Raw genomic sequence first — 22018 nt, 5'->3', positions numbered from 1 at the left:
AGCAGACATAACGGTAAGAGTCGGGTGCAATCTTATTATTTTATTATAGAATGAGGAGTAATTTTGCCCTGCCTGATGCCAAACAACTCACCCTTGGAGCGTTAATGAGAGTTGACTTAAAAACAGATGACGAAGAATTAGCCGCTATCCCTCGCTTCCAGCTCGCCACTATCCACGCCCGTCAACTCTTTAGTACTTGTATGGCCTTTGCAGGTTTGGCCTTTGCCATTTTATTGATGTGGCTTATCGTCGATATGTTTGCTCCAACCTCTATCTGGATTCCAATACAACTCAACGCCGCCGCGACCTTGCTAATATTGCTTGCCTCCTTTCAGTCTGCATGGCGCATTGCGATTTGGCGAGCCCATACTATTGCTCCAGAAGAACTTTCACCAGAACAAGAGACAGGGGCAACCACCCCTCTGTCCGATACCGAACAAACTGGCAAAACCGTTTTAAAAACAATCAACCCCATCAAACAACTATTAGACAGAATCAAAGAAAGCCGCATTAAACCGATACTATCCGCTGTTGGCATCGACGTGACCTGGGTCGTCTTACTAATACTTTTTGCCTTTCTATTAATAGACAGTGGCTGGAACCTATCCTCCACACCAAAAGCACTAGGAGCAAATGCCTATCTATGTGGCGGTTTAGCGTTATTGGTCGCCTTTGCGATACTGGTTGTTGAGCGCTACCTTGCTGCCCACAAACAAGAATGGCCAGAGGCATTGCCCTTGGCAGTGCAGCTTCGAGTGGCCATTGTTGTGTTTGTACTGTCTGCTATCTGCCTTTTCTATGCTAATGCTGAGCGCATTTGGCCAATTCGCTTGGCGGTATTGGTAGGCTTATTACCGAGCCTTCTCGGGTTGGAACTGATGATTCGAGCGATTCTGGTCGTTTTTACACCACGCCGCGATTCATTGGAACCCGCACTTTTTACCACCAGCTTCTTTGCAGAAATGCTGCGTTGGCCCCCTAAGCCAATGCAGCTTTTTCAAGCAAGTCTCCACCAACGCTTTGGCATTGATTTACGTCAGGTTTGGGCCTTTGGCTTTATTCGTCGCGCTTTTCTCCCAATCCTCCTGTTCATCTTATTAACGGGTTGGCTCTTGTCTGGATTACATGAAATTCCTATGAATGGTCGTGGCATTTATGAGCGTTTTGGTAAGCCTGTTGCCGTACTCAAGCCAGGTCTTCACGTTAGCTTGCCATGGCCTTTTGGGCGCATTATTAATGTCGAATATGGTGTTGTACACGAATTAGCCGCCAGCACCGATGACAACTCCACGGCACCAGCCATGCCCAACCAAGCGGATCCAACTGAGGGCCCAGCACCTTATACAGCGAACCGCTTATGGGATGTGACGCATCGCAGTGAAAAGTCGCAAATCATCGCCAGCAGTAGCGACGGCAAGCAAAGCTTTCAGATTGTTGATATGGACGTGCGCTTTATTTACCGCATAGGCTTAACCGATGAGGATGCACTCAAAGCCACTTACAATACGGATAATCTGCCCATGCTGATTCGTCGTACGGCAAGCCGCGTACTAGTACACGATTTTGCCGGACGCACCTTAGATGACCTTCTCAGCGAGCAGCGCAATCAACTTGCTGCGGATGTAAACAATGCGGTACAAAGTGAATTAGACCGTTTGAATTCAGGCGTCACCTTGCTTGCAACGGCAATTGAAGCCATTCATCCACCAGCAAAAGCAGCCAACGCCTATCACAAAGTACAATCCGCACAAATCGAAGTTCAAGCTTTAATAGCCAGAGAAAAAGGCAAAGCGGCAGTGGATCTAAACCAAGCCGAGCAGGAAGCAAGCCTGCTCGAAGACGATGCCAGTGCGAAAGCTCATCAAAATATCAGCCAAGCAAACACTGCCAAAACACTATTTAACGCGGATAAACATGCCTATGACTCCGCTGGTCAAACCTTTATTCGGGAACAATATTACCAGCAGCTCGCTAAGGGCATGAAGAATGCCAATAGTCTTATCATAGACAGCCGTATCCAAGGAACAGACGCGCCGACGATTGATTTTCGGAGTTTCGTTCCCCCTGTTGACCCTAAGACCAACACTAGCACTCAATCAGGAGAGACACATTGAGCCAGCCACATCACCATCATCATGACCATAACCATGAGCATGACCAACTGGACAATGGGACTTCTCATGATAAAAAGAGCGCCACTTGGCGACGCATGACCTTTGCTCTTTTGCTGGTTTTGTTCGCGCTTGCAGCGGCCTGCTTAGTGCAAGTGCGCTCTGGGGAAGCAGAAGTAATCACCCGCTTTGGTGACCCAGTTCGAGTGATATTAACCCCAGGCTTGGCCTGGCATTTACCCACTCCTATCGAACTCTCCACTCCTGTTGATTTACGACTTCGTACCACATCAAGTGGCTTACAAGATGTGGGTACCAAAGACGGCTTGCGTATCATCGTGCAAGCTTATGTAGTTTGGCAGGTAAAAGCCGATAAAGAAGACGTCAAACGCTTTATGCGCGCCGTCCAAAACAAGCCCTCTGAAGCGGCCCGTCAACTGCGTACTTTTGTCGGTTCAGCACTCGAAGCAACGGCGAGCAGCTATAACTTATCCAGTTTGGTTAATACGGATAGCAGCAAAGTGCAAATTGACGATTTTGAAAACAAACTCCGCGCTCAAATCGAAGGATCTTTACTCAACACCTATGGTGTACGGGTTGTGCAAGTCGGTATAGAGCGCTTAACACTCCCTGTTGTCACCCTCACTGCCACAGTGGATCGTATGCGTGCAGAACGAGAAACCATCGCTACACAACGCACGGCAGAAGGTAAACGACAAGCGGCACAAATCGTCTCCACTGCACAAAAAGAGGCCCGCATCATTACTGCAGATGCCAAGGTAAAAGCGGCGGATATCGAGGCGAAGTCGATCGTACAGGCGGCGGATATTTATGGACAAGCCCATAAAGAAGCACCTCAACTGTATGATTTGCTCCGTTCTTTGGACACATTAAGCAGCATTATCAACGGCAATACTCATTTGGTTCTTCGTACTGACGCCGCCCCCTTTAAAGCTCTCATAGATGGCCCAGCTAATATTCAAGATGGTCCTATCATGCTGAAAAATAGCCCTGTTAAGAAACAAGGAAAAGATCAGCCATGAGTCTCTTGCCCACCAGCAAAAACAATGGCCAACCTGACACCTCATCAGATAAGCCTCAAGGACATTGGTTGCAAGCTGGGCGTTTAGCCTTTATCGCTCTGTACATATTAACCAGTGTCACCGCCATCAGTTGGTTAGTCAGCAACATTCGAGAGATTGGTCCAGAAAGCCGTGCGGTTGTCTTACGCTTTGGAGCCATTGATCGCGAACAGAACTCAGGATTACTGCTCGCATGGCCACAACCTTTTGAAAAAGTGATCATTATTCCCTCGGCCGATCGTGTTGTTGATCGTACGGTAAAGGCGCTTATTCGGCCAAAATCGGCCGACTACAGTGGCTTGGATTCCGGTATATTAACCGATGCAACCGCTGGTGAGGGCTACCTACTCACTGGTGACTCTGGCATTGTGCAACTCGGTGTCCACCTTTATTATAAAGTGACCGACCCATATGCCTATGTGTTGCAAGGCAAACATGTCAATTTCGCGTTAGACCGATTGGTCGAGCGCAGTGCTGTGGTGATTTCAGCATCACGAGATTTAGACACCATATTGGTAGCACGCCCTGAACTGGTCGGTTCCAGTACCAAAGCCGCAGAAGAAAGAGAAAAATTACGCGAAGATTTGGTTAAGCAAATCAATCTACGTCTTGCTCAACTGACACAAGAACATGCCAGTCTGGGCATAAAAGTAGCGCGTGTGGACATTCAGCCCAGCCTTCCTGTAGACACCGTCGATGCCTTCAATGCGGTATTAACCGCCAGCCAGCTTGCTAAACAAGCCATTGCAGAGGCTAATAATAAGGCGGCATCCATCATACAAGCAGCCAATCAAGAAGCCGATCGTATTTTACAAGAGGCCAATGCGAACGCCAGTGAACGCGTCGCTAATGCACAGGCCAATACAGCAAGCATAGTGAAACTTGCTAAAGCACAGCAGATAAACGCGGATCCCGGCTTATTGTGGCGCCTTTATCGCCAACGCATTACCACTTTATTGTCCCAAGCCGGCTCCGTTTCGACAGTCGATCCTAAAGACGATGCCAAACTGATTTTACAAGGCAAGCAACCATGACCCAGCCTTCCCATTCTCACACCAGCCATCACCATGGACACAACCATCATGGACACGACCACCATGGACATGATCACGGCCATATTCATTTTAGTTCAGGCTCACTAAGCAGGAGCGAGCAAAAAGCCGCCGCGAAGCAACTGACATTGGCCATGGTGTCATTAGGCTTATTAGCCCTTGGGTTAGCTTGGCATTGGCTTTTCCCCTTACAACAAAGTGTGAGTCAAATGTTGCTAGGAATCGCTTCGATCTTAGTCGCCTTTCCTGTTATCAAATCCTCTTGGCATAGCCTAAAACACCCCAGTTTGCATGGTATAACCGATCAGCTTATCGCATTGGCAATGCTAGGGGCTTGGGCCACAGGCGACTTAATGACCGCTGCGCTACTCCCCATTATTATGATTTTCGGTCATATTCTAGAAGAGCGCAGCATGATTGGCTCGCAAGAGGCCATCGAAGCATTAAGTCATCTCACTCAAAGTAAAGCCCGAAAAATCGATCATGATGGCAACATCAGCGAAATAGACAACCAACAACTTACCAAAGACGATCAGGTTGAGGTACGCGCGGGTGATAGAATTCCTGCCGATGGTATTGTTATCAGTGGTATGGCAAGCCTTGATACAGCGCCTATTACGGGGGAGTCCGTTCCACAAGATGCCAAAATAGGCGATGAGGTATTTGGTGGTGCCATTAACCTCGATGGTCTCTTACGCATCCAAGTGACTCGCACCGGTGATGATTCCACATTAGGCAAAGTGATTGCTCTAATGCAGCAAGCTGAACAAGCGAAACCACCTATCACTCGTTTATTGGAACGCTATGCAGGACAATACATGCTATTAGTCCTGATGGTGGCCGCCATCACTTGGTTTGTCACCTATGATGCTCAAGCAATGCTGGCAGTATTGGTAGCCGCTTGTCCATGCGCTTTGGTCCTGTCAGCGCCAGCTGCCGCCATTGCAGGTATTGCCGTGGCAGCACGGCACGGCATATTGATTCGTAGCTCGGCGTTTTTAGAAGAATTCACGGAACTCAGCTCTTTAATAGTCGATAAAACAGGCACATTAACCTTTGGTTCGTTAAGCCTGCAAGGCATGCAAACAGTCGAAGGTGTCAACATCAACGAGCAAGCGATACGTATTTTAGCGGCCAGTCTAGGTGCCTCTAGCAGCCATCCGGTCAGTCGCGCCATGTCTAGCCTCGCTCCTACCGACGCTTACTATCCACTGCAAGATATTCGTGAACGACAAGGATTAGGTGTCGTAGCGCAAACAGAAAAAGGAGAAGCGGCACTGGGTCGCCCCGAGCTGTTCACTCAACTAAATATCAAGATTCCAGACATTCCACAACACGACGGCCCTATTGCGGGTCTGTCGCTCAATGGTCAATTCTTAAGCTGGATGTTATTAGCGGATCAAGTTCGCCCGGAAGCAGCTCAAGCGTTGGCCGATTTACGAGAGCTTGGTCTCGGTCGGCAAGTATTGCTCACCGGCGACCGTCAATCCGTAGCGGACAAACTCGCCAAAGAAGTCGGAATTCATGATGTTGTCGCTCAGGCCTTACCTGAAGACAAACTACATCGCGTCAGTCATGAGATTCAAACGGGCTTTAAACCCCTTGTGGTGGGCGATGGCATCAACGACTCGCTGGCCCTAAAAGCGGGTGTGGTGGGCGTCGCTATGGGTGCAGGGGGAGCAGATATTGCCCTAGCCTCTGCCGACATCGTCTTAATTGGCAGCGACCTACGCCGTCTAGCCACATGCGTACGCTTGAGTCGACGCTGCCGCCGCACTTTACATATGAACGTCATTATCGGATTAAGCTGGACCATTGCCATCATGGCTGCGGCAGCATTTGGCATGCTAGGTGTGGCTGGTGCCCTTATCGCCGCCGTTCTCCATAATTTAAGTACCTTATTAGTATTGGTGAATACTGGTCGCTTACTGCGCTTTGAGGACATCCTACGCAAACCTGAAAAACGCGGGTAAAAATTCACTAGTTGGACAGAAGTCATGAGCTAAACAGAGTGGTAGCCCTAATACATGTCTTTCTTTCAGTGTATTAGGGCAGGTGAAAAAATGAGATATTCTCTATTCTACTGATATTAAGATTTACCACATATTTTCTGACGAAACAGAACAAAGCGGAGTGCGATGAGCGTCATTTAAAATCCTCGACTAGTCGAAAGCCCATTATGTATATGTCTTTTTTATACCAACCATGTCGTCTCTTTGTTCTAGCTAGGTCCCGAAATCGAGTAAAGCTCCCTCCTCGAGCAATTCGATAACTTCCTTCTGATGTGAGTAAATCATCAACAATGGTTTCACCGTCAGCATACGCCCTATAGTCACTAGACGTATACTCTTCTACATTGCCTGCCATATCCATCACACCAAATGGAGAAAGGCCAAGAGGGTACATACCGATTGGGGTAGTACTCAGAATCCCTTCTTCTATCGTATTGGCATGATCGGGTTTATATGCCTCTCCCCAAGGGAATTCAAAGCCCTTGTCCCCACCAGCGGCATATTCCCACTCTTGCTCGGTAGGCAAGCGAAAAGAACGGCCTGTTTTTTGGCTCAACCATTTGCAATATAATTCAGCATCCTCCGGCGATACAGTATGCACGGGATGATTTGCATGATAAGTGGGGAAAGAGCCAAAAATCCATGAAGTCGGTAGACTTGAGTGGGCAATATCGCGTAGAAAATCCCGATATTCTTGATTTGTCACGCAATATTTACCTATTTTAAAAGGCGAAATATCCACTTCATATTGTGGACACTCCTTTAATATCCACTCACGAAGCACACCATAGGATTGGTATTGCTCAACAATATCGTCCACTTTATCAGGGTTAAGGCCCAATAGGACCTTACCTCCTGAAACTGTCACCATAGTGGGAAAAAGCGTATTGATACGGGGATCTCCTCTTAAAGAGAGGAGAATACCCGCGGCATAACGGCGCTTTTTGTCATGATGAGTACTTTCTACCAAGCGACATAAATCATTCTCAGACAGAGCAGAAAGAGACCCTATGTGATCTTGAATATCCTCAATGGACGAGTCAGTAAACAAATTAGGCAGCCCCATTGCTTCACGATTGCTCAATGAGTTTATATCTTCTCCCCTGATCATTTTACTCATTGCTCTACCCCATTTAGCACAGGAGCTGATAATTTATGCACACGGCCATCGTAAGAAGAGGCTAAAAAGACACCTTCACCTTGATCATAGGCAAGGGCCGAGATGCCCGTTTTACTCGCTTTCTTTTTTTGCCAAGTTTGGCTTGGAACATGGTAAAAAGAGACAGTACCTCGGTAATCTCCACTCACAATCCAACTATCATTATCTGTTGCAACACACTTGATCGAGTTTTTATGCGGCGTTGTTAACACTTTCTCTTCATCTCCCCAAATTCGCAGTGTCAAATCTCGGCTGACTGAAATGAAACTCCCTTTGAAAGCAGCACAGCCATTGACTATCTTATCGTGGCTTCCTCTAAGAACAGGGGTTACGCTCATTAAATCGTTTAACTCTGTCACTGCGACACTATTATCTGCACAAACAGTAAAGACCCTATTATTAATAATAGAGACATCTTTAATCGCATTGTTATGAACAGAAATACTGGAAACAAAGGTAATCTCTTGATATGAAGAGAATTTCAATAAAATCAACTCACCAGTATAAGCTCCAATGGCAATGTATTTATTACCTTGATGATCAAATGCTTGGCAACAGTTCAGAGGAGAGTGATGCTGGTATATAATCTTTGATGTTGTTGCATCATAGACTGCACCGTCTTGACCACCGCACAATATTCTGCCATTTTCAGCAATAATAAAGTTACATAATGATGGCACCTGATTTATTTTTTCACCATTAAAACGAACAATACCAGCATCGCCAACATCGTAATATCCATTGCTAACAGGGTAAATAGCATTCACACCATGAGTATCCTGAATAGAGTCAATATCCCATGTATTAGTCTCTATACTGTAGGTTGCATAACGATCCCCAAAGGTAACAAATGCGACAAAGGCATCATTAATAAATGCACAAGATCTTGGCCAAACAATATTAGGAATCTCGCTCTCTACTTGGCAAATAAGACTATTATCTTGAATAGACCAAATTTTAAAAGAACGATCATAACTCAAACTAATGACTTTATTCTGGTTTAAAACCAAACGTTTGATACCAGCCTTATGACCATGTGTACGGCAGATTTCTTCGCCTTTATTATTAAAGTAGATTAACTCTCCATCATCATTTCCAGAAACAATTTCTCCATTAGGTGTTACACAAAGTGTATCTGTCTCCATACCTCCTAGATCAATAACTTTTTGGCTTAATCCGGTATTGATATCCCAATAGCGCAATGTACTATCATCACCACAAGAAACCAGCATCGTTTCTGTCAGCCACTCAACGGTTAATACATCATTTTCATGCCCTATAAACTCACGTATTAAATGGCCATCCACACTAAAAACACGGACTTTATTATCGCGTGATGCGGTTGCAATTAAACGATTGTCTGGACTAAAACTAATGCCTTCTACATCATCCTCATGGGTCATCACAGACAATAAAGACATATCTGGAACAGACCAAACCCTTACAGAATAATCACTGCTTGAAGAGGCTAATAATTTAGCATCATGTGAAAACACAACCTGATTCGCTAAATGATCATGAGTACCAATCGCAATTGGCGTATGGGTTTGTGCATTCCATAAAATTACTTGATTGTCATAACCAGCACTTGCAATATAGCCATGTTCAGTTGCACAAATACCGCTAATTGGAGAAGTATGATACATATAAGATTTCCTTATCTTCAATAAATAAAATAATAACCAACAAAATGATTGTTCAAGAAGTCACTATACAGAAACCGTCTCATCATCGACCTTAGGACCAAAAATATGATTTTCAAGATCTATTTTAGCTTGTAAATAGTTCTTATTATCTGGACTAAGAAAGCAAGATGTAGACAAACGTTGAATAACATTAATACCATTTTTAACTAATGCTTGTTCTTTTTTGGGATTATTAGAAAGGAGTTTAATCGTCGTAACATTAACAGCTTTTAGCATCTTCGCGACCATATCAAAAGTGCGAGCATCATTATTAAAGCCTAAATGTCGATTTGCTGCATAAGTATCCATACCGCTATCCTGCAATTTATAGGCATCAAGCTTATTATATAAACCAATACCTCTACCCTCTTGCCTTAAATAAGCGATATAGCCACCATTCTTAGCCGTAATCCTTAAGGCTTCTTGCAGTTGCGGCCCACAATCACAACGACTTGATTGAAACACATCCCCTGTTAGACATTCAGAATGAATACGCAGAGTAGGAACAGTTGGCATAGAGCCAGACGGACTATGAATCTTGATCAGTAGATGTTCATGGCCTGTTCCAAATTCATCAAATGAATAAAAAGTTGCTGGAATGCGTTTTTCAGTGACAGGAATGATAACACTTTGTCTAATTTCCATATTTTATATCCTTATTTCTCTATTCCTTAGAGTGTTGGAGCTTCAGATGAACACAACATTCTTCCATATAACATCGCACTTATATCAACAAGCAATTTTCAGTTAAACTAGAAAAACCTTAAAACGAAAAGTTTTACAATTTCTTTTCAATAAATATACATAAAACAATCTTTTTGTTCTCACTCTCCACAGAAAACAGTAAAATCCCTTCCCTTTCATATAAAAATACTCTATAAAGAAGATAATCTCAATATAATCAATAGTATAGAAAATCACACCTTATAATCTATTGATTCTTCGAACTTGCCTATTGCTACCTTTAGCTCATTAGCTATGCGACGGGGGAGTGATTAGATAAAACGCTCCTCCCCTCTCCAACTATTATTGACATTATTTTAATTTAGTGATTCTATGCGTTAATAATGCGCATACCACTAAAGGATTAGCTAGGTATAGAGCAAGGCGACTATTTTTGTGAGATAGGCTTAATACTATAAAAGTGTACTAATCCTTCATACAAATCTCATATGATGCAGCAACACCAAAAATAAAATAGTCACCAATAATCAAAAATGTAAAGCGCCAAAACATTTCAGGAGGAAATAGGCATGGAAAGTGTGGAAAAGCCATGGACGAATTTATTTTCATCGTTCGAAATCTACAAAGACTCTATAGCTCAAAACAACCTAATACAAATCCCTCAAATTTCTTCTGGTGTTAATTGGCTTCCATTATCTAACAGTATCATAGAGATGATACATGCTGAAATAAACCTAGGTCTTTTATACAGAAACTATACAGCGCCATATGGTATTCTACCGACCTGTCAAGTCATTAAATTATATGAATGCTGCCTAGCTAATACCCATTACAATACGACATCTATAAAAGTAGCACAGTGCAATGGCAGCGCACAGGGCATAGCCACTTATATGAAAGTAGCGACCTCCTACTACAAAAAAAACCGCATCCTTATTGTGGGTAGTAGCTATCCAATCTTTTATAATCAAGCCGATATATATCAATGTGAGATGATACAGTGCCAATCTGACGATTCCAGTGTTCCTTCTGCTGAAAGAGTTATTCATATAATCAATAAAGAAAAACCGACTATTATTATCTTATCATTACCAAATAACCCCTCAGGAACATGCTACTCTTCTGCTGATTTAGACGCCATTCTAACAGTAGCAGATCACATCGGTGCTCATGTTTTGATCGACCGAGTGGGCATGCTAGTGTCTAACCAACACTATATGAAAGACATTTCTAGCGTGGTCAAACACTATATTGAAAATGGTCGTGTTGCTGTAATTGACTCTCTCTCAAAGTCAGAAAGCCTAGCTGGTTATCGTCTTGGCCACATCTTTGGCAGCACAGCCTTGATAAATGACTTTATAACAGAACAACAAAATATGATAATGAACCCTCCTACGGTACTTGGACTCACTATCCCCCTTATTTTTCTAAGTAGAATCATCATGCTTCAAGAGACACCAGAAAAAAAGCTGTCTTATAAGAAAAGCGCCTCTTTGTTTTTCAAAAAATCATTAAAAATGATTGATGACGATTCTAGAGACATTATTCTAGAGAAAATAAATTCAGATTTTATCAGTCAGTTTTCTGATCAATATATAATAAACCATCAACAAAATGAAGCTACGATGCTGGCCAATAAGCATTATGCATTAGCTATTTTAAAGGATGAAATATCTTTCGTTTCTGAGCATCATGCTGGCATGAATTTTTTTATCAAAATAGAAAAATTTAAATTTATGAATGAGAGAGATGTTCAACGAATTTTAGCTTATACCTATAATGTATTCATTCTAACGGAACGATGTTTTTCAATCTCAACATCCGAGCGTTCTAACTTCCTCATTCGTCTTTCTATTGCTATGAGCACTGCCGAATTTTCTAAAGGAGTCGATAGACTCTATCAGTTTATAAAAACTCTATAAGAAGGATCTTATGCTATGTTTTTTAAGAAAAATATTATTATTATTGTCGATGCATATGGTACAGGACAATATATTGCTCCAGGTTTTATATCTCGAGGCTTTGACTGCATTCATATAAGAAGTTCAGATAAGATCCCACCTCGATATGGCAATAACTATCGAAAAGAAGACTTTATTTTTGAAATAACATTCAAAGAGTTTAAAGAAAGCCCTGATATATTATCTCAATACTCCCCTCTATTAGTCATCCCAGGGGCAGAGTCTGGTGTTGAAATGGCTGAAGTCGTTGCCAAAATACTTGATACTCCCCACCAGAATAAACCCGGTACAGCAGAACGTTGCCGAAATAAATTTGTGATGCAAGAGTCGTTATCAGCCGCTGGCATAGCACACTTAAAGCAAACGTTAACGTACTCAGCAGAGGAAGCAATACAGTGGAAGCACGACTCTCAACTGACCACATTGGTTCTTAAGCCAGTCGATAGCTCCGGTTCAGAAGATGTCTATATTTGTCATAGTGATGAGGAAATTAGAATTGCTCATCAAAAAATTATGGGTAGCCAGACAAAGATGGAGACATTAAACACCAGTGTTCTTACTCAAGAATATCTGCTTGATAGCCACAATGAAGGAAATGATACCATTGCCTATAATGCAAACTCCGTTTCATTGAATGGGCAGCATTATGTAACTGAAATCATCAGAGTGTATAAAAGAATCGTTAATGGTGTATTCATTCATAACCGGATGGAATTATTATGTCCTATTGAAGACCAATCCATTTTTGAAAAAATTGAGAGCTATTCTATCTCTGTACTCAAAGCAATCGGCTTTCAAGCGGGTTTTTCGCATAGCGAAATCATCATAGATAAAGGCATACCCAAATTAATAGAAATAGCGGGGAGATGTCCTGGTGGATCAGACCCATCTGCCTACACCAGATGCCTAGAGAGCACGCAAATAGCCACCCTCATTTCAGCGCTTTTTTACTATGATAACTATAATAAACTGATTTTCTCAGAGAGAAAGAAAAATCTAAGACATTGTTTATGTGTATTTTTAATTTCCAACACCACTGGAAAAATCAAAAGTGATAAACACATTGCATTTTGGGAAAAACATCTAACGTCGTTACATAGCATAATGATCCGAGATTCCGATCAACTATCCATTACACATTGTTTAACCAGCAGCCCTGGTCATATTTACTTAGTATCAGACAATAAAAAATTCCTTTTTAAAGACTTGGAAACCATTAGAAAAATTGAAAGCCAATATTATGAGCTTATTTCTGAAAAGGATTAAATTTTTATGAAGTCGAAATCATTACTAAAATATATGACATTTTCTGGCTATTTAACGGGCTCTTTTTTTGTTACAGCAGCGCGGGGGCTAGGACTAACCTATATTGTATTAATACTGCATAAGTCTATGGATATTAATCTAAGTGAAATAGGCTTTGTTGTTACCAGCGCAGTCTTTGCTGGTGGTTTTATGTGCGTTTTTTTTGGAAACTTAATTGATCGACTGAATACTAAGATCATTTTAAATAGTATGTGCATTTTCTCTATCATTGCTTATCTACTTATTTATAATACTCAAAATATATGGCTTATTTTTATGCTCATGACGGTCTTGGTCCTTGGCTATTCGACCATATCGGTGACAATTAATTCAGCAGTGGCAAAAGCAACTTCTTCCAAAATAAGCACGAAAGTCTTCGGTTTGAGATATGTACTAACAAACCTAGCATTTGGTATTTTCCCATTGCTTGGGGCGATGCTGCTAAAACGAAACGATGGTATGATCTTTTGGTTTGCCGCCACAGCAATGTTAATGGCATTAGTCGCTTTCTCATTGCAGAAGAGCCATATGCAGACTAGCAATGATCAGCAAGTAAAGAAGCACTCTCACTCACTTAAATTATTGTTGATAGATAAAAAGCTCTTTTACTATGTACTAGCTGGTTTTCTAACCTCTATTGCTTTACGCCAATTTCCAAGCTATCTCTCTCTCTTTCTTATTTCTAATGGCATGGAGGACATCTCCAAGATCATTAGTACCCTAATCATAATCAATACAGGTATGGTGGTCGCTTTCCAAGTCCACGTCACCAACTTATTGGAAAGACTACCGCTGATAACAAGATCAATATGTGGATTGCTATTACTAACACTGGGATTGGTAGGATTTATGTATGCGACTTCTTTACCATTTTGGTGTTTATCAATGGCCGTCTTCAGCTTGGCAGAGATGATTATTGCGCCTGCGCAATATTCTCTAATCAAGGATATTGCATTGCCTAGCCGAGAAGGGGCCTATTTTGCAATTCATAATCTCTCAAGTTTAGGAGGTTCGTTTAGCCCACTGGTTTGTGGATTAATGCTATCGTATTTCCCCATGATTAATATGTTCTTTGCCTTAATAGCCTGCGTCATTGTGGCTATTTTAGGCTACCTTATGGGGAATAACGCCACAGGGGCAAGAGTACAAACCGTAACGCAACAAATACACTCTTCTCAGTAGGGAACAAAGTATGTTTGGCAGCAAGCCACGGTATCGTTGGCATTTAGAAGGAGCTCACAGTTTGCCATGCAGCATATTTTAGTAAGCAGCATGGCAAACTTTTGATGTCTCGCATTCAATAGGCTTTGAGCCTAATCGTAGAAAGTTTCCTTATCAATCCGCCCGGCTTTCATGGTAACAGCATGATCACACATGTAATCCACCACTTCAGGATCATGACTGACCATTATCATCGTCAAATCACGCTTGGCTTTTAACTCGTTTAGCAAGTTAAGTATTTCCGCCTGAACTGACATATCCAATGCTGACGTTGGTTCGTCCAGTAGAAGAAGCTTGGGCTCCAGCAGCAAGGCTCGGATAATCGCGACACGTTGACGTTGCCCGCCAGACAATTGATGTGGGTATCGATCTATCATGTTTTCCGTTAAACCTACAAGCTTAAAGCCTTCGCTGAGTCGATCGTCGATGTCTTGATAGCCAAGCAACTTTAGTGGTTCAGACAAGGCTCGACGTAAACGATGTTTAGGATGCAACGAGGCATACGGGTCTTGAAACACCATTTGTACACGACGGCGTAATTCACCGCTAAAGACTTTGCCTGGTTTTAATGGCTGATCAAGTAGCTGTATACCGCCACTCCAATGTGGGTTCAACCCCGCCAATACCCAAAGCAAGGTGGATTTGCCACAACCCGAAGGGCCCACCAAACCAAAACATTCACCCGCTTTTACCGATACATTCACATCATGAACGACCGTATTTTTTTCCAAGCCCTGCACATGACTGATGCTCACGTCTTTTAATTCAAGCACACTCATTTGGCTGCTCCTTCGGTTAAGGTCGCTAATGCTCCACGATCCAGCACCGGAAGCGCCTGCCCTCGCTTATCAATATTGGGTCGACAAGACCACAAGGTTTGCGTATAGGGATGTGTCGCATTAGACAGCTGGGAAGCAGGTAACTGATCGATCAGTTGACCTTGATACATCACCAATACACGTTCAGAGTAATCGGCTACCTGTTGTAAATCGTGACTGATCAGCAGCAGCCCCATATTCCGTTCCTCAACTAAAGACGCAATCAGCTCTAGCACTTGGTCGCGTACGGCATGATCCAGAGCGGAAGTGGGTTCATCAGCAATCAAAAATTGCGGATCATTAATCAACGCGATGGCAAGCATGACACGCTGCCCCATACCGCCGGATAATTGGTGAGGATAAAGCTTGCGAAGTTTAGCAGGGTTAGGCAAGCCGACCGCATCCAACATATGTTCGACTTTTTCAACTCGTGTTTTTTTGGCCAGAGATTGATGAAGCACCAAAGGTTCTTCTACTTGCCGGCCAATGTTTTGCGATGGGTTCAAGGCGTATTTTGGGTCTTGTAATACCATAGACACCTGTTTACCACGCAATTGAAGCCACTGACGCTGGCTGTATGCCAACACCGCCTCACCAAGCAACTCAAAACGGTTAGCCTGAACATGCAATGATGCTGGCAACAAGCCCATTAAAGAGCGCGCAGTCAGCGATTTACCTGAGCCGGATTCCCCCACCAAAGCAACACGCTCACGCCCCATGGAAAAGTCGATACCTTTAACCAATTCGGTGCCGTCTTCTAGACCAATATGTAGGTTCTCGACCTGTATCAAACTGCTGTTATTTGTCATGACGAGGGTCCATTTTATCTCTTAATCCATCACCAAGCAGATTAAATGCAAGGCTAGCAAACAAAATAGCAAAGCCAGGTACAGCGGCCACCCACCATTGATCAAAGATCACTCGGCTACCACTAGACACCATTGACCCCCACTCTGCCGTTGGCGGCTGAATTCCCATACCTAAGAAGCCCAAACCTGCTGCCGCAAGAATAATCCCTCCTAGGTTTAAAGCGGCCCGAACAATCGCGCTAGGCAACACCAAAGGCAAAATATGACCAATAATCAAACGCCAGCCAGTTATCCCCTGCATTTTTGCAGCAGATAAATAGTCACTACGACGAATGGATAAGGTTTCCGTGCGCGCTTGGCGAGCAAAAGACGGCCAACTGGTAAAGGCGAGCGCCAAAGCGCCATTCATCAAACCCGGGCCTAAAATCGACACCAACGCCAGCGCAATGACCAAGCTTGGCAATGACATAACAATGTCCGTCATACGCATTAATACACGCTCAGTCCAGCCACCAAAATAGCCAGCACAAATTCCCACGATTAAACCAATAGGCACGGTTAGAATAACCACTAAACTTACCAGAATGAGTGTTGGACGTGCTCCGTACAACACACGTGAGAATAAATCTCGACCAAAACGGTCTGTACCAAACCAATGCTGTGCATCGGGCGCTAACAAACGATCTTGAATGTTCTGAAGGTTCGGGTCAAAGGGGGAAAGAAGCGGCGCCAATAACGCCAATCCAAGCAGGATCACCACCATCACCAAACCCACATTAAAGGTATTTAGCCAATATGGTAAACGAAAACCACTGGCGATTCTTTTCGTACTCTTTTCTAAAGGGTCTTTTGATTGAAGACTAGAATCTATCATCTTGTTCTCGGGTCCACCCATTTTGTCAGTGCGTCTGCAAACGCGTTCAGCAGAATAAAACACGTACCTATTAACAAGGTTGCCCCTAATACAGCAGAAATATCCGATGCAAACAACGCACTGGTCAAATACCGCCCCAGACCCGGCCAAGCAAATACCGTTTCGGTCAATACAGCCCCTTCCAGTAAGCTAGCGTAGGAAAGCGCGAGGATGGTAATTAGGGTCCCCAAAACGTTCGGAAATATATGCACAAGGATAATACGCAGCCGACTCGCTCCTTTGGCTTGCGCCAAGATCACATATTCTTTATTACTTTCTTCCAGCATCACGGCGCGTAATAAGCGAGTGATCGACGCCATAGAAAGTAATGCCAGAACGGCAACAGGCAACCATAAATGGGCAATAGCATTTTTCAATATCGAGGAATCACCACTGCGAAGGGCGTCTAACAAGACAAAACCACTATGTTGCGTCATAGTATAGGTATAAATGTCGTCTAATCGCCCTGGCCCTGCTGACCAATGCAAGGTGGCATAAAACAATAAAAGACCTAACAAGCCTAACCAAAACACAGGCACCGAATAGCCTAATAAGGAGATGAAACGCGCTAGGTGATCCATCCAACTACCCGGCTTAAATACCGCCATGGCCGCGAGTAAGATGCCGAATAAAGCTCCAAAAATCATTGCGCAAGTTGCCAGCTCAATGGTTGCAGGAAAAGTGCGCATCAAATCATTAATAACCGGCTGCTGTGTCAATTGAGAGACGCCTAAATCCCCATGGCTCAAACGCCCCAGATAATGCAAAAACTGCATCGGCAAGGGTTGGTCTAGACCTAGTTCGTGACGCGCTTGGTCGTACGTCGCTTGGCTGGCATGGTCCCCTACTAGCTGCAACACAGGATCAACTGGTGCCGCTCGTGACAAAATAAAAGTAAAGATCAACAAACCAAACAAGGTCAGTGCCAATGAAATAAGGCCGCTCGCCAAACGCTGGCTGCGGCCTATCCAAAGTCGGCGTTTAACGCCGACTGAGTGAGTTGAAGTGCTCATTATTTAGAAACGTTCTTGTAATAAACCATATCAGGCATGATGCCTTGCACATAACCTTTTAGGTCACTACGAATGGCAACCAATTTTTTGTTTTGCAAACCCACCACAATCGGTGAGTTTTCTCGCACTTTACGTTGTAGCGTTTCGTACATTTGAGTACGTTTCGCTTCATTCGTCTCAGCACGAGCCGCAAGCGTCATTTTGCTCAATTCTGGTATTTGCCAGTTTGCACGCCATGCAAGGGTTTTTGAGCCATTTTCTGGGTTATAAGCAAACGCTGACGCGTTGGTATTCGGATCAAAATAATCTGGTCCCCAAGCTGATACCGTCGCTTCAAAATGATGAGTATTCACTTCGCTTGATACTTGGCTACTCACACCAGGGATGAGCTCGACTTTAATCCCTGCACGGGCAAAACTGGCTTGCAGCGCTTGTGCGACATCCAAGTATGGAGGCTGATTACTCACGATCAACTTGAAGTGTGGATTCTTAATACCCGCCTTTTTCAAGATGGCTTTGGCTTTTTCTGGATCATAATGGTATGGCTGATCCTTTAATGCCCCTTTAAAACCTTGTGGTAAAAAAGACTGTTGAACTTGGAACTGACCGCGCATCAAGTCCACAGCAATGCCTTTATAGTCAAATGCCCAATGTGCCGCTTCCCAAAACGCAGGGGTTGCTAAATCAGGATTGTTTTGCGCTTTGGTATTAAACAAAATGTAATACAAAGATGCATAAGGCAACGCCAGCGTTTTCACACCAGGTTTATCTTTTAAAGATTGGAACTGATCCGCCCCTAAATTACGGGCAATATCCGCATCACCCTGTTCGATCAATAACTGACGGGTTGCCGCATCAGGCACGTTTTTCATCAAAATCATGCTTAATTTGGGCGCGCCACCTGGAGAGGTTTTATTCGCCGTTAACACCAAGGCTTCATGAGGTGTATATTGTCTGATTTGAAATGGTCCACTGCCTGCCGAATGATCATTCAGCCAAGCATGACCAAAGTCACCATTGGTCGCATGAGCCATTACCGTTTTTTCGTCGACAATCGAAGACACTGGCGCAGACAAAAGACTCAAAACAAACGATGGACCAACATTAACATCCCAAGTAATTTTCACCTTATTATCGGCCACTTTTTGAATATGACTGTCCACATTGTCTTTATTCCAACCCAACTGCGTCAAAATAAAAGACGGTGCCAAATTCAACTTCACCACACGAGCAAGGGAAAAAACCACATCTTCAGGGCGAACCGGGTTACCACTGGCAAACTCAGCCCCTTTACGTAAGGTAATGGTCAAACTTTTTGGCGTAGACACCCAACTTGCCGCCAAGGTTGGCTCTAGCTCAGTTGGTTTCTTTGGATTTGCCTGAACCAAGCGTTGATATACATTGGTAAAGGTTTGCACTGAGGTTAATTCAAAGCCTTGAGCAGGATCTAAACTGGTCACATCATCTAAGGACTGAGCAACCACTAGCGCATTAGGTGGGGTGGCTGCCAACACAGAGAAACTACTCAGACATAGCAACAGACTGGTTGCTAGTAATTTTTTCATGATTTCATATTCCTAGTGAATTAATTACGCTTATTTTATGCGAGAGTGAAAATGAGGAAAAGGAAACGGGTTTGATTGGCACAATAGTTACACAGTTATAGTTTATTTTTTTTGAAAAAAAACTTTTAATAGCTTTTTAGAATTTTGTTATAACGTAATAGTCAGAAAAGACTCACATCGGCACAGTTAGGGTTTCACCCTCGTCACAAGCAGCTGCTCGACACGCACCCCATCCAAATCCAATACTTCAAACTTATATCCCTGGTGGACAAAGAAATCTGTTCTTTTAGGTACCCGTTTTAAGGTGTAGATCATAAATCCGGCAATGGTTTCGTATTGATTTCGATCAGGGAAATCTTCGATGCCTAAACTGCGCATCACATCAATAATGGGTGTTAACCCCTCAATTAACCAAGAATCCGCATCACGCTGCACGATCTGCTCTTCATCTTGGGGGGTAATCAATTCTCCCATAAAGCTGCTCAACAAGTCCTTCATAGTCACAATACCAACAATTGTGCCATATTCATTAACCACCACGGCAAAAGGCTGAGGCGCTACTTTGAAGGCGTTTAATGATTCAGACAAGGTCAGGGTTTCCGGCAAATAGAAGATATCTTTATCAATACGTTCTGGGTGAATTTTGGCAGGCTCTCCTTTTAGCACCATCCGCAGAATCTCCTTCGATTCAATAATGCCAACGAGCTTATCCAAGCTGCCTTCACACACAAGAAAATCGTTGTGCGGATGCTCGATGATTTTATTACTAATATCTTCACTGCTCTCTTGAACATCGAAATAGATAATTTGATCTCGAGTCGTCATGGCACTGCCAATCGTTAACGAATCCAACTCGAATACATTGCCAATTAATTGATACTCTTGTTTTTGCAAACTACCTGATTCCGCCCCTGCTTCCATCATGGCAACAATGTCTTCTGTAGTAACCATATCTTCACGTTGGGTCGGTATGTTAAAAAGTCGCAAAACGATGTTCGTCAACCCATTAAATAAAAACACGGCGGGCATGAGTAAAAAAGTAATCCATCGCATCGGTGTGACCATGCGTATTGCAATAGCCTCCGGCATGATAATGGCTAAACGCTTAGGCAAAAGGTCAGCAAATAAAATAAACAGTGAGGTGACACACAAAAAAGAGAGCATAAAGCTGACTTGGTCAAGCAGCGCACCATTGTACACCAATCCCACAGCCTCTTTGATATAAGGTGTCAAGGCCTGCTCACCAATAATTCCACCTAGGATAGAAATCGCATTCAAGGCAATCTGGATCATGGCAAAAAAGGCACCAGGATTCTCTTGTAATGCAATCACCGCATCCGCCTTGCTGTTACCCTCTTCCGACATGACCCGCAATTTTATTTTTCGTGCCGCTGCCATTCCAATTTCAGACATAGCAAAAAATGCACTGGCCATTATTAAGATACCAATACTAACCAGATCACTCATAACTTTTCCTCACTTCATAAAAGAAGCGCTAACGGTTAAAACACGCAGGGGAAAAACTGATAAAGTCAACCATCAATTACTCTACAAACGGTTTTAGAGATAAAAATAAGCGAATTATAGAAGCAATCACATCGAGAGCAATGATTATTTAAGATAAATAGAGGGTATTGACTAATGGAAAAAAGCTTTATTCAAAAAGAAGATGTCTATCATAATACTGCTGTTTAGCTTTGTTTTATAACACTTAGTCAAAGCTTATGAGTCTGCTAAGCGCTCATAGGTAATGACAAAAAGTGTTTCAATTCCTGGATAAATATCTCGAATAATATCTTTTAGTTCTGGCAGAGTCATGTTTTCTTGTTTTGCATGCTCCTCATCAAGCGACGAAAAAGCAATAGGCTCTACCGATAAGATACGTAACTGACAAAAATAACGACCAGTTTCAAAAGTCGACACATTCACCACTGAGCCAACTTGGTAGTGACTCTCGGATGCATCGCGAATCGTGATGACTTTTTTATCACGCAGAATATCGGCTTCAAAACTCTCAAAGAAAGTCATGTCTTTTAGTGTTTTCATAGTAATTTTCTCAATAAAAATATGGCACTATATTTATAACCTGCCCCTACTCATATTCATGCGCTAATGTAAACCATAGGGAACTAGAATACGATCATGATATCGTTCGAAACCGGGCTTACACAGCGTTTATCTCGCTAAAAATGATCGTTATCCGGCAAATCCAAATTATTGATCTTTGTTTTTCCTAGTATTTTTAGCAACAGATTACGGCAAGAGCGCAATATAGGATAAAGCACTAAAGCCAACTTTTTCGAACGAAATAACCAAAAGTTAAAACGGTTAAACAGTCCCGACCGACTACTCAGCAAGGATAAGGCATGAATGGCATCTGCACCATAATAAAACTGCCCATGCATTTTCAACACCATGCCTTGGTCGATATCCAAACCACGGTCAGTAATCTCTTTCATTACAGTACTGTTTTCGCGAGCATCGATCAGGACTAGGTTTCCCACACTGTCACGAATACGCACAATTTGACAGTAGTAATGGCAAGCGGGACAGTCCTTATCATAAATCAACAAAATCTCCTGTGAACTCATTGTTGCTTACTCTTTTTATGTCATAACACATATGGAT

Annotated in this window: 18 protein-coding genes; 7 read left to right on the top strand and 11 right to left on the bottom strand. The window is 43.1% G+C overall.

From position 1 onward, the window contains the following. Positions 1–104: 104 nt before the first annotated feature. Genes hflK (JHD45_RS04315) through JHD45_RS04300 form a run of 4 tightly spaced genes read left to right on the top strand, consistent with a single transcriptional unit; the run spans position 105 to position 6218 of the window. Positions 105–2114: a protease modulator HflK gene (gene hflK, locus JHD45_RS04315; protein ID WP_199475177.1), complete on the top strand. Its 2010-nt coding sequence runs from the start codon at positions 105–107 to the stop codon at positions 2112–2114. Continuing rightward, positions 2111–3154: a protease modulator HflC gene (gene hflC / locus JHD45_RS04310; protein ID WP_199475175.1), complete on the top strand. Its 1044-nt coding sequence runs from the start codon at positions 2111–2113 to the stop codon at positions 3152–3154. Before hflK (JHD45_RS04315) ends, hflC begins: the two co-directional genes overlap by 4 nt. Continuing rightward, positions 3151–4227 (top strand): protease modulator HflK, encoded by a 1077-nt coding sequence (hflK, locus tag JHD45_RS04305; protein ID WP_199475173.1) that lies wholly within the window; start codon positions 3151–3153, stop codon positions 4225–4227. Before hflC ends, hflK (JHD45_RS04305) begins: the two co-directional genes overlap by 4 nt. Then, positions 4224–6218: a heavy metal translocating P-type ATPase gene (locus JHD45_RS04300; RefSeq protein ID WP_199475171.1), complete on the top strand. Its 1995-nt coding sequence runs from the start codon at positions 4224–4226 to the stop codon at positions 6216–6218. The genes hflK (JHD45_RS04305) and JHD45_RS04300 overlap by 4 nt, the downstream gene beginning before the upstream one ends. Before the next feature lie 172 nt (positions 6219–6390). Here the strand turns inward: JHD45_RS04300 and JHD45_RS04295 are convergent, their stop codons facing one another. The 3 genes from JHD45_RS04295 to ribA all read right to left on the bottom strand — a co-directional run bounded on the left by JHD45_RS04295 (position 6391) and on the right by ribA (position 9746). After that, positions 6391–7377 (bottom strand): formylglycine-generating enzyme family protein, encoded by a 987-nt coding sequence (locus JHD45_RS04295; RefSeq protein WP_199475169.1) that lies wholly within the window; start codon positions 7375–7377, stop codon positions 6391–6393. Next, positions 7374–9062, bottom strand: a complete 1689-nt coding sequence (locus JHD45_RS04290) for a WD40 repeat domain-containing protein (protein WP_199475162.1) — start codon at positions 9060–9062, stop codon at positions 7374–7376. Before JHD45_RS04290 ends, JHD45_RS04295 begins: the two co-directional genes overlap by 4 nt. Before the next feature lie 63 nt (positions 9063–9125). Then, positions 9126–9746, bottom strand: a complete 621-nt coding sequence (ribA, locus tag JHD45_RS04285) for a GTP cyclohydrolase II RibA (RefSeq protein WP_199475160.1) — start codon at positions 9744–9746, stop codon at positions 9126–9128. A 608-nt stretch (positions 9747–10354) separates the two neighbouring features. Between ribA and JHD45_RS04280 the strand changes: the two genes are divergently transcribed. From JHD45_RS04280 to JHD45_RS04270, 3 genes are read left to right on the top strand one after another with little or no spacing between them, the layout of a single operon-like run. Beyond that, positions 10355–11707: an aminotransferase class I/II-fold pyridoxal phosphate-dependent enzyme gene (locus JHD45_RS04280; RefSeq protein ID WP_199475158.1), complete on the top strand. Its 1353-nt coding sequence runs from the start codon at positions 10355–10357 to the stop codon at positions 11705–11707. A 15-nt stretch (positions 11708–11722) separates the two neighbouring features. Then, complete coding sequence (locus JHD45_RS04275; protein ID WP_199475150.1) at positions 11723–13012, top strand: ATP-grasp domain-containing protein; 1290 nt, start codon at positions 11723–11725, stop codon at positions 13010–13012. A 6-nt stretch (positions 13013–13018) separates the two neighbouring features. Beyond that, the gene (locus tag JHD45_RS04270; RefSeq protein WP_199475148.1) at positions 13019–14233 is read left to right on the top strand and encodes an MFS transporter; all 1215 of its coding nucleotides are present in this window, start codon (positions 13019–13021) and stop codon (positions 14231–14233) included. A gap of 131 nt (positions 14234–14364) precedes the next feature. Here the strand turns inward: JHD45_RS04270 and JHD45_RS04265 are convergent, their stop codons facing one another. The 8 genes from JHD45_RS04265 to JHD45_RS04230 all read right to left on the bottom strand — a co-directional run bounded on the left by JHD45_RS04265 (position 14365) and on the right by JHD45_RS04230 (position 21981). Further along, the gene (locus JHD45_RS04265) at positions 14365–15051 is read right to left on the bottom strand and encodes an ABC transporter ATP-binding protein (RefSeq protein WP_199475146.1); all 687 of its coding nucleotides are present in this window, start codon (positions 15049–15051) and stop codon (positions 14365–14367) included. Beyond that, positions 15048–15899 (bottom strand): ABC transporter ATP-binding protein, encoded by an 852-nt coding sequence (locus tag JHD45_RS04260; protein WP_199475144.1) that lies wholly within the window; start codon positions 15897–15899, stop codon positions 15048–15050. The genes JHD45_RS04265 and JHD45_RS04260 overlap by 4 nt, the downstream gene beginning before the upstream one ends. Further along, entirely contained in the window at positions 15889–16773 is an 885-nt protein-coding gene (locus JHD45_RS04255; RefSeq protein WP_233407569.1) for an ABC transporter permease, read from the bottom strand. Before JHD45_RS04255 ends, JHD45_RS04260 begins: the two co-directional genes overlap by 11 nt. Further along, a complete protein-coding gene (locus JHD45_RS04250) occupies positions 16770–17825 on the bottom strand; it encodes an ABC transporter permease (protein ID WP_199475142.1) in 1056 nt (351 codons plus the stop codon). Before JHD45_RS04250 ends, JHD45_RS04255 begins: the two co-directional genes overlap by 4 nt. Continuing rightward, positions 17825–19390, bottom strand: a complete 1566-nt coding sequence (locus JHD45_RS04245) for an ABC transporter substrate-binding protein (protein WP_199475140.1) — start codon at positions 19388–19390, stop codon at positions 17825–17827. The genes JHD45_RS04250 and JHD45_RS04245 overlap by 1 nt, the downstream gene beginning before the upstream one ends. Positions 19391–19576: 186 nt before the next feature. Further along, positions 19577–20857 (bottom strand): hemolysin family protein, encoded by a 1281-nt coding sequence (locus JHD45_RS04240; protein WP_199475138.1) that lies wholly within the window; start codon positions 20855–20857, stop codon positions 19577–19579. 255 nt (positions 20858–21112) lie between these two features. Beyond that, complete coding sequence (gene yqfB / locus JHD45_RS04235; RefSeq protein ID WP_199475136.1) at positions 21113–21436, bottom strand: N(4)-acetylcytidine aminohydrolase; 324 nt, start codon at positions 21434–21436, stop codon at positions 21113–21115. Positions 21437–21573: 137 nt separating this feature from the next. Beyond that, on the bottom strand, positions 21574–21981 hold the full coding sequence (locus JHD45_RS04230) for a DCC1-like thiol-disulfide oxidoreductase family protein (protein WP_199475134.1): 408 nt from the start codon (positions 21979–21981) through the stop codon (positions 21574–21576). Positions 21982–22018: the final 37 nt, after the last annotated feature.

The sequence above is a fragment of the Marinomonas spartinae genome (genome assembly GCF_016461715.1).
Classification (GTDB): Bacteria; Pseudomonadota; Gammaproteobacteria; order Pseudomonadales; family Marinomonadaceae; genus Marinomonas; species Marinomonas spartinae_A.
Note: the sequence above shows the minus strand (reverse complement) of the source record. Positions and strands in the feature narration are given on the sequence as shown.